This is a genomic window from Achromobacter aegrifaciens, assembly GCF_902859735.1.
In the GTDB taxonomy this organism is placed as follows: Bacteria; Pseudomonadota; Gammaproteobacteria; order Burkholderiales; family Burkholderiaceae_B; genus Achromobacter; species Achromobacter aegrifaciens.
The window spans coordinates 610,400-619,654 of the sequence record NZ_CADIJY010000004.1 but is presented as its reverse complement, the minus strand read 5'-3'; the positions used below and the strand labels follow the sequence as shown (position 1 = coordinate 619,654).

General features: G+C 47.6%; 11 protein-coding genes and 2 pseudogenes. 12 read left to right on the top strand and 1 reads right to left on the bottom strand.

What is annotated here, in order from left to right; translation table 11 throughout:
• The first annotated feature begins 205 nt into the window (after positions 1-205).
• Both HV766_RS15985 and HV766_RS30360 read left to right on the top strand, forming a co-directional pair.
• The gene (locus tag HV766_RS15985; RefSeq protein ID WP_175181480.1) at positions 206-772 is read left to right on the top strand and encodes a hypothetical protein; all 567 of its coding nucleotides are present in this window, start codon (positions 206-208) and stop codon (positions 770-772) included.
• Positions 773-818: 46 nt separating this feature from the next.
• Positions 819-1,028 carry a deaminase domain-containing protein gene (locus HV766_RS30360; RefSeq protein ID WP_119449257.1) on the top strand — a complete coding sequence of 70 codons (210 nt, stop codon included), beginning with the start codon at positions 819-821 and terminating at the stop codon, positions 1,026-1,028.
• A 404-nt stretch (positions 1,029-1,432) separates the two neighbouring features.
• Here the strand turns inward: HV766_RS30360 and HV766_RS15975 are convergent.
• A pseudogene (locus tag HV766_RS15975) lies at positions 1,433-1,627 on the bottom strand (IS110 family transposase); the annotation flags it as partial.
• Between the two features lie 62 nt (positions 1,628-1,689).
• Between HV766_RS15975 and HV766_RS30355 the strand changes: the two are divergent.
• The 10 genes and pseudogenes from HV766_RS30355 to HV766_RS15930 form a co-directional block, all read left to right on the top strand.
• A pseudogene (locus HV766_RS30355) lies at positions 1,690-1,944 on the top strand (DNA/RNA non-specific endonuclease); the annotation flags it as partial.
• A 2-nt stretch (positions 1,945-1,946) separates the two neighbouring features.
• Positions 1,947-2,477, top strand: coding sequence for an SMI1/KNR4 family protein (locus tag HV766_RS15965; RefSeq protein ID WP_175181478.1), 531 nt, complete (start codon positions 1,947-1,949; stop codon positions 2,475-2,477).
• A gap of 352 nt (positions 2,478-2,829) precedes the next feature.
• Entirely contained in the window at positions 2,830-3,081 is a 252-nt protein-coding gene (locus HV766_RS30375) for a DUF7660 family protein (protein ID WP_437340961.1), read from the top strand.
• Positions 3,082-3,486: 405 nt separating this feature from the next.
• Positions 3,487-3,879, top strand: coding sequence for a cytidine deaminase-like fold-containing protein (locus tag HV766_RS30370; RefSeq protein ID WP_437340960.1), 393 nt, complete (start codon positions 3,487-3,489; stop codon positions 3,877-3,879).
• A gap of 2 nt (positions 3,880-3,881) precedes the next feature.
• Positions 3,882-4,337: a DUF6911 family protein gene (locus HV766_RS15955; protein ID WP_175181477.1), complete on the top strand. Its 456-nt coding sequence runs from the start codon at positions 3,882-3,884 to the stop codon at positions 4,335-4,337.
• 173 nt (positions 4,338-4,510) lie between these two features.
• Positions 4,511-4,726, top strand: coding sequence for a hypothetical protein (locus tag HV766_RS15950; protein ID WP_118934360.1), 216 nt, complete (start codon positions 4,511-4,513; stop codon positions 4,724-4,726).
• Positions 4,727-5,075: 349 nt separating this feature from the next.
• Positions 5,076-5,735, top strand: a complete 660-nt coding sequence (locus tag HV766_RS15945) for a hypothetical protein (RefSeq protein WP_175181476.1) — start codon at positions 5,076-5,078, stop codon at positions 5,733-5,735.
• 957 nt (positions 5,736-6,692) lie between these two features.
• Entirely contained in the window at positions 6,693-6,992 is a 300-nt protein-coding gene (locus HV766_RS15940; RefSeq protein ID WP_175181475.1) for a DUF6966 domain-containing protein, read from the top strand.
• A 164-nt stretch (positions 6,993-7,156) separates the two neighbouring features.
• Positions 7,157-8,410 carry a hypothetical protein gene (locus tag HV766_RS30155; protein ID WP_217472157.1) on the top strand — a complete coding sequence of 418 codons (1,254 nt, stop codon included), beginning with the start codon at positions 7,157-7,159 and terminating at the stop codon, positions 8,408-8,410.
• Positions 8,411-8,425: 15 nt separating this feature from the next.
• Entirely contained in the window at positions 8,426-9,199 is a 774-nt protein-coding gene (locus HV766_RS15930) for a hypothetical protein (protein ID WP_147400210.1), read from the top strand.
• Positions 9,200-9,255 lie beyond the last annotated feature (56 nt).

Sequence of the window (9,255 nt, the reverse complement as noted above, 5' to 3'; positions counted from 1 at the left end):
CGGTTGAGTGAGCACTTTGTCCCGCATTGCTCCAAGGGCAGTCGGAAGCTCTTTCAGGTGGATTTCTTAGAAATCAGAGAATTAGAAGACTATGCTTTTCTGTAGATTTATATTGACACTCTCCTCGCTATTCGCTTCCGCAGGCTGCTCCTTCATCATGGGCTCGCCGCCGGCAGCCTTGGCAACGAACCCGGAACCTCGCGAAATGATCAGTCCGGTGCTGATCTACACCACCGATTGCGATTTCAGAAAGAAGATTGATAGCGTCGGTTTCATAGGTGCCAGGACAGCCTATCCTGCGACCTACGCTGCCGAATCAGTATGCAACGCATTGAATGCCGAACTGCCAGGTGCCATGGACGCAGCGGGAGTTAAGGCTGTATTCAAGTTGCGCAAGTTCGATCTCAAGACGGCCAGACCGGAAACGATGAACGAGGACGCGTTGGCGGCTGGTGTCAAATATGTGGTTGCGGTGAGCGAGCCGGGCGCATTCGAGGGTTCCCAACAGTATCCTGCCAGTGTGTCGGTGGGTATCCGTCTGTATGACGCAGAGTCGGGCGAGTACCGTGGCATGGCCGAGGATACGTATGGGATCTCTCTGCGTGATTTTTCAAATCGTGGGCCGAATGCCGAGGGGCAGCGGATCGCGGCGGATGTCGCGAATAAACTGGCGCGCTCCATGATACAGCGGTGCACCGAAAAGTACCCTTACCAATGCCACAAGACCGGTCTGCTGCGTTTCGCGGAACCTCGCGATGCATTCGGGAAATAATCTGTAAATTAGTAGAGCGTCGGATTTTTTTTAGCTGTGAAAAAAGGTGTCAGACTACATTTTCGATAGTTGGAGTTTTTATCTCAGCCGAAAATGTAGTCTGACGCCTTTTTATACTGTTACGATATTTACGGAGCGGGCTGCGTGCAGTAGTTGTTTGGGGGTGGCTGAGCAGTTCAAAGCTAAGTATCCGAATATTCAGGTTAATATTTTGGATAACAATGGTGTGGTCATGCGACCTCCGAAAGGAAATTAATGTGGAACAAGATCGTGTTTCCTATTTTCAAATTAAGAGCTGGATTTTGGAGAACTACTGGGACGGCTGCCGGGATCATGGGCCGTTCCCCACGAGCAAGGGACAAAGAGGATGGACACTAGAGCAGATAGCGTCTGACGTTTACGATGGATATGCGGGGGGAGAGGGTAGCTTTGATTCTCCCCTGGAGTACTTGATGCTTGAGGTTGTTTGTTTGGTTTTGGCTTGCTGGTATCCGGCACAAGCCGAATATCATAGAGCGCAAATCTGTCGTTTGCTTTCGGAGCATGCTCTAGATAATTTGCTTCAATTGGTGCCTCAGGACGAGAATGATGAGTTTAGGCACGATCTAAGCATCTTAGGATTTATATAGTAAATAAGATAGCGTCTTGCCCGTCAAGAGATTAGGCGTAATCCGGGCGATAGGATGAACGCGTTTTGAGCACACCGAAGCAGAGATGAGCAAGCTTTCTCATTGCAGCGCCGAGCGCGGACATCTTGCTTTTACCGGCGTCTAGCAGTCGGGCGTAGAGGGCTTGAACATGCGGGTTATAGCGCGTGGTCACAATCGCGGCCATGTACAGCGTTGCTCTCACTCTGAGAAATAAGGTGTCAGACTACATTTTTCAAACCTGAAAATGTAGTCTGACACCTTTTTTGCGAATTCACTGGGGGGGCTGGTGATGATGCAAGAAATTTGGTGACGCTTTTCCAGCGCAACGCGAATCATCCAAATATGAGCTCATTTGAGCGTCAAGTCAGAGGCGCTGTGCAGAGTGGTGAAACAGTAAGCTATAGGGCGATTCCTATTTATACAGGTGCAAACCCAATGCCGACCGGTGTAACGTTGTCTGCTCGTGGGTCAGGTGGTTTTACTCTTGATGTATCAATCCCGAACATAAGTGGGGTGAAGTAAGAATGATAAATAAGCTGATTAGCCTTCTTCCGCCACCCTCTCCACGAGCCTTTGATAAGGCTGCTTGGGCGAATTTTGAAACGGAGGAGAACCTGCGCCTGCCCAATGATTTTAAAGAATTTATTTCAATTTACGGATGTGGAGCAATAGACGATTTTGTGTGGGTGCTAGATCCTTTTTCAGAAAATTCAAATTTGAATTTTGAGAAAAGTAAGTACTTTATAGGTGCGTACGCTGTAATGCGGCAGGAGTTTTTATCGGACTATCCAAGGCCAGATTATCCTGCGAAAGGTTCTTTTCTTTCTTGGGCCGTGACAGATAATGGGGAAACGTTTGTTTGGTTGATTGATGGAGAGCCAGATTCATGGAGAGTTGCTATTCATAGCTCCGATCAAGGGGAAGAAGAAATCTACAGTTGTGGCTGTGTTGAGTTTCTTTTAGGGCTACTTGGTAGGGATATTTCGTCAAAAATTCTACCTGGTCAGTTCCCTCCTGCCGATCTAGATAAGCATTTTTTTAAGGCTGCTGACTAGAGGTCAAATAAAGGTGTCAGACTTTGAGGTTTCCCCACGGATTTCTGGGGAAATACATTCTGAATCAATGGCTTGCTGCACAGGGTGGACTCAAGCTTTTAGCTTGTAGGTGATCAAGGCGTGCATAGCGCCAGTCTTATACCCTTCATCGGGCGACCAAACCGTTTGAAGGAAGACAGACCATGCATGCAGTCGGCAATAAAAAAGGTGTCGGCGGGGATATGGTGTCAGACTACATTTTCCAAAGCTGAAAATGTAGTCTGACACCTTTTTTTTAAAAGAAGGTTGGAAGATGACGACTAAAAATAACGGATCTATTATTTGTGTTAGAGGGTTTTGTGAGTGATAAATTATGAATAATTTAGATTTCGATAAAATTAATACAAAGGATGACCTCGCGTGCTTCATCGAGGGTTTTGTCAAAAGTCTAAAAACTTCTCCGTGTGATTGGGAAAATTCTGATCTTGAGAGTTTTCTGGTTGCAATGGCAGCTTGGGTAAGAGTGATAGACAATTATTCCCATAATTCCGGCGATAAGGGAGTGGTTGATCCCAGTTGGAGTACCTTTGCAAAAATACTCTCTGCAGCGAAGGTCTATGAGTAGGCTTATAAAAATTAAAAATGGTGTCAGTCTCTGAGGTTTCCCCACGAATTCATCGGCATCCTCCCATGGATTCGGCGGTGTCGTGGGGTGCTTGCAAAAGTCCAGGCACTGACGTTTGAGTCAAAGCCTGAGCCCGCTCGGCATAAATCATGACACCCAGCGTAAGCAACGAGATTGTCGGCCGGTCTTTGCGGTTGTTGGATTCATAGGCCGGTATCGCCCGAACCGCCTGCGCTCATTCTTTGCCTGATATGAGAAGAAAAAGGTGTCATAAAAAAGGTGTCAGCCTGAGCTAACCCGCAGAAAAAAAGGTGTCAGACTACATTTTTCCAATCTGAAAATGCAGTCTGACACCTTTTTTTAGTACGAGCAGCTCAAGCCAAAGACCAGCTTATCGGCACTACTTTGCCAGGTGCGAAGGCTCCAGTTACCGTTACTGCGGAAGGTAGCGTTGGTGGGAAAGTGCTGGTTGATACTAACCAGACGGCGCGCTCTACCATCGTTGCTGATCCTAATAAGCCAACGCTTATTGCAGACTTGATTCCATCAGGAAAGCCAAACTCAACAATGGCTAATGCCCACGCTGAAGTTGCAGTGATTCAGAGAGCGTATGGTTCTGGCTTAACTCGCGGTCAGAATATGTCTATTGTTGTTCGCGGTGAGGAGATATGTTCGTTCTGTCAGTCTTCAACCAATATATTGGCTGCTGCCGAGCGTTCAGGGTTGAATAGCTTGAAGTTGGTAGAAGCAAAGACTGGGAAGACTTTCACCTGGAAGCGCGGTGTCGAAGGATGGTAATAATGATTGATTATGAAGAAGCCTCAGAAACTATTCTTGAGTTGTGTTGTGGTGATAATTCATCTTCCTCCCTGGCGGTCACAATTGAGAGGCCAGTCTGGGAAAGTATAGAGAAGGGGATAATTAACTCATTTAATTTTGGGGGGGTTGTTAGGCTGAAAGTTGTTAGTCCTAAGACCTCCTTCATTAGTCTTCTGTCGATGAAATCTCTGCAAGGAATGTTTAGGCTGGAGGTTTTAACGCGCTCGCCTAATCCTAAAGAAGAATATCTCGAGTGGTGGGAGCTTTCCGAATCCACTTTTAGGGGTGCGGTCAGGTTTGGTGATGATGATTGCGATGCCCGAACAGTTTGCACGGACATCTCAGTAGCAGAAGCTATTTTCAAGGAGCTTTATGAAACTGGAGATTTGGAGGTGGGGCTATTTCAAATGCGCTCCCCATGGAATCCAAAGCCATAAAGTGCTATACACAAAAGCCCCGGCAGCGAAAAAAATAAGGTGTCAGACTACATTTCCCACACCTGAAAATGTAGTCTGACACCATATTTCACCACATTTTGCGCCCGCTATTAATGAGCTTGCGGAGTTGGTAAAGAGCAATGGTTATTTGAATAGTGTTGGTAGGAGATAATATGAGTTTCTATGGCGTGATAATCGCGGAAGGAAATTTCAAGCGCTGGTTCCGAGGATTGTTAATTTGGGTTGGGGTTGTCTTGGCCCTGCTTGGATTGCGGTTTGATCTTTATTTTTTGGCCCTGATCGGAGTGGTGATTGGGGGCGTGGGTATGTATGCAGCGAAGGCCGCTATGGTTAATGTCAAGCCCTTCAGGGAAAAAGGGAAGTACTGAATTTTAAGGTTGTTGCGTTCAGGGGCTCGAAAAGATGAGTGTCGGGTATTTTTTTGGTCGAGTAGAAAATCACGGAAAACGGGAGAAATTCTCGTGCTGGCTAAAATTGATCGCAATGACGGCTTCCATAAATAAGATAGTCAAACTGCATAAATAAGGTGTCTAAATAAGATATCAGGCTAGATTTTCTGGCTATCTAAATTTAGTCTGACACAGAGGCGTCAATCAGCTGGTGACGAGTGAGTGTGTAAATGTCCAGGGATGATGGCTGATTCCAGTCGGAAGCTCTTTTAGGTAGATTTCTTAGAAATCAGAGAATTAGAAGACTATGCTTTTCTGTAGATTTATATTGACACTCGCCTCGCTACTCACTTCCGCAGGCTGCTCCTTCATCATGGGCTCGCCGCCGGCAGCCTTGGCAACGAACCCGGAACCTCGCGAGATGATCAGTCCGGTGCTGATCTACACCACCGATTGCGATTTCAAAAAGAAGATCGAGAGTGTCGGTTTCATAGGTGCCAGAACAGCCTATCCTGCGACCTACGCTGCCGAATCAGTATGCAACGCATTGAATGCCGAACTGCCAGGTGCCATGGACGCAGTGGGAGTTAAGGCGGTATTCAAGTTGCGCAAGTTCGATCCCAAGACGGCCAGACCGAAAGCGATGAACGAGGATGCGTTGGCGGCTGGTGTCAAATATGTGGTTGCGGTGAGCGAGCCGGGCGCATTCGAGGGTTCACAACAGTATCCTGCCAGTGTGTCAGTGGGTATCCGTCTGTATGACGCAGAGTCGGGCGAGTACCGTGGCATGGTCGAGGATACGTATGGGATCTCTCTGCGTGATTTTTCAAATCGTGGGCCGAATGCCGAGGGACAGCGGATCGCGGCGGATGTCGCGAATAAACTGGCGCGCTCCATGGTACAGCGATGCACCGAAAAGTACCCCTACCAATGTCACAAGACAGGTCTACTGCGTTTTGCGGAACCTCGCGATGCATTTGGCAAGTGATTTGGCGCGGCGTCGTGACAAATGTACGGTAAGCCATATGTTTATAGTGAGACGATCGCTTAAGGCGATATTTGTGCGCGGTGGTTACCTGAGACCGATATATGGTGCGGTTTTGGTAATCGCAGGGGGCGCTATCGTTTTCCTTGATTTCGATCTCTGGCGTACCGGATGGATATACATCGTAGGGCTGGCGATAGGGGGATTCGGGGGGTATGCCGCGAGGGCGCACCAATTGGGTATTCGTTCATTTGAAGACCCACCTTATCCGCACGGATGGTTGAAGAAACGAAGAGCTGGACTACCCAAAACTCGGGAAGATACGAGTGAAAAGGCCGGAAAGTAAATCTGTGAGTGATTCGACCGCTGATATGAAAGGTGCTTTTGCGTCAGATAGGTATCCAGTGCTTTTGCACGCCTTTAATTAAATTGTGGATTTGGTAAAAGCAGAGAGAGAAAAAAGGTGTCAGACTACATTTTCCACAGCTGAAAATGTAGTCTGACACCTTTTTCCTGGGGGCCTACCTTGCTCAGGTTGGGCTTGGTCAGATCGCGCGATAATGCTAAATGAAGTTAGAGAATATGCGAGAGGAAAATATGGAAACTGATTTTATGGATAGGTTTAGGCGTCATGTTATTGTTGATGGATCTATTAGGACGATTTATCAATACGCTTTTACCGTCCTGGGGGTTTCGTTAATATTTCTTGACGTGAAGGTGTGGGAGACAGGTTGGGTCATGTATTTTGGCTTCGTTTTGGCGGGGGTCGGAGGGCTCTCTGGCAGAGCGATAGCGCTAAAAATAAAGCCATTTGAAGAGCCTCCCTATCCTCCGGGGTGGCTAGATAGGAAAAGTAAAAAATAAGAATGAGAACTTAAATTGAGAAAAATAGAGTGTCAGGCTAAATTTTCCAAATGTGAAAATTTAGTTTGACACCTTTTTCCTTTTTGAGATAATTAAATGGAGTCCATTGAAATGAGTGCTACCAGTGATGTTGATTCACTTGTAAAGAGGATGGTTGATTTACTCCTTCTAGGGGGAGGGGGAGATTGGGCTGCTACTCTGGAACAAGTTCGAGAACGGTTTGACGAAAATATTGTAGATATGACATATGGGTTTTTATCCATGTATGGGGGGAGTGGGTCAATCAATGATGTTGTTCTTTATCAGGAAGGAAAGGTGCTTGTCGCGGAAAATTGTGAATTTGACTGCCTGAGAAGTAGGCTGTATGAGTTGTGCAAAAAACTAAATAAAATCTAATATAAAAAGTTTCAGGCTATAAAAAAGATACCGTCTTACCCGTCAAGAGATTAGGCGTAATCCGGGCGATAGGGTGAACGCGCTTTGGAGAAAAAAGGTGTCAGACTACATTTTCCACAGCTGAAAATGTAGTCTGACACCTTTTTCCTGCGGTCACAGTGGTAATGGCAGCGGCCTCAGGCAATGTGACCGGTAGTGTTGGCGATTTCGCTGTCAACGCGGCAGTCGGATATCTGCAAGCGCAGGGCTCCAAATTGGTAAAGGAATGGGCGGATTCTCTGCCAGCCGGCGCGCAATCGGAAGGCGTGCGCGCCGCACTGCATGGTGTGCTGGCATGCGGTTCCGCCGCAGTACAAGGATCTGCGTGCTCCAGCGGCGCAGCCGGGGCGGGTTTGAGCAGTGTCCTGGGTTATCTGCTTGCGACCTCGGCGGATGGCAGCGCCGAAGAAAACGAAGCGAAGAACAACCTCTTAAGTGGGATTGTCGCGAGTGTCGTTGGTGGACTAGGAGGGCAAGCAGCGACAGCGAACGCAGCTGCGCGGATTGAATCCGAAAACAACTCCTTTTACCGAAATCCGGCCTCGGTCGCGCAGGCGACCGCTAGTCAACGCGCAGCGTTGGAACAGGAATGGGATGAAGGAAGGCTTAGCCCTGCGGCATACGAACAAGCGCTTAGAACGCTGGACGTGTCATCGAGCAAGATTGATGCGCTACTGACGATCTATAACATTCAGAGCGGGGCAAGTATATCGGAGCAGTTAGCTCTGATGTCGGACGTCCATGTGACAATGTTCGCCGAGGCCGTAGGTGGGCTGTTGACATTCCCTGGAATGGCAATGTCTGCCTATGAGTTGTCCACCGGCGAGACTGCCGCCAGCAAAGAGGAAGCCAGTTATTTCTTTGCAGCTTTGGGAGTCGTACGAGGCGCACAACTGGGCAAGGCGGTAGATAAGCTTGGCGATCTGGCTCGGGTCTTGAAGAATGGGCCTGCCGTGGCGGCGGCGAAGCAAATCGCAGCGAATCAGGCGCAGGGTAAGACATTTGAAGAGGTGGTTCTGGGATATGTGTCGTTGGAAAAAAACACTACCTCTTTTACTGCCAGTGTGAATGGAAGGTTGGTTACTGTGATTCCGGATGGTACGGAGAAAACCGTTAGAATTCTGGAAATTAAGGATGTGGCCAAGCTAAGTAATAGTGCCCAATTTCGAGCATATGCCAAGTTGGTAGAAGAGGGAGGGGTGGTTACCAAAGGGCTGGGTTCCGGCAACGGTGCGTTCAAACAGTTTGAGGGGATTGATCTTATAGTTTCTCCACGGACGAAGATATCTGAACCTCTAGCCCGGTTGATTGATGATAGCGGCGGATCGATTCGCGTTTTCGACTTGGAAAAGAAAACGCTTAACCCGTGGGTGCCTTAGTCGAGGAGTGGAGATTTGAAAAAAAAGTACATTGGCGTAGACGGGCAGATATTGTTGACACCGTCGTTTAGTGGTGCGGCCGATTTTGTAAATCTTATTGAAGATTTTAGCGTTGCGGTCCCGAGTTTTTCTCCTTCCCATTGGGGAGTTGTAGAGCCAATCAATCTGGAGTTGACGGCAGCAGAGTTGCGTGAGTTTCTTAGTCAAGATGTGAATAGCATAATGTGGAAGCGTAAAGCGATACCGAAGGGCTGGGGGGTATTTCGGAAACGTACATATCCACTGCGTGGCCCCCAGTTCGCCAGCCATGCGTTGGAGGTCTCAGTTAATCACGCTGATCAAGTAAAAAACTTGGTTGATTATTTCCGACATATGGTAGGTCGCTTTGGGGTTGAATATGCTATCTGCGATAGCACGACCGAGGCGTACAAGGCTGTGGGATTGGCAAACGGATTTTTGCCTTTTGCATCTCACTTTATGATTCCAACTCATAGATTGATGAAATGCGTTCCAGATGTTGCATGGTCTCAAGTGTTTGGACCTGCCTATGTGAAACTTATTGGACGAGAAAGACTGCTTTCGGCGCCAGCGTACAAGGTTGAAGCTTGGGGAGACGAGTCGGTTTACATACAGTTGTCAGAATCTATATTTGACTTGCATGAGCGGTTTTATGAGGTGGATGTGGTGCGAAAGCGCGTCAAGAGTCATTTGGACGACAATGTTTTTTTTGATCCAAAAAAATCGACGAATCATGCCTACAGAGTTCCGCAGTTCCAGTTTGTAGAGTGATTTTTATGTAAATAGACAAAAAAAACTTCAATCTGAATTTTCCGTAAAATTTTTAC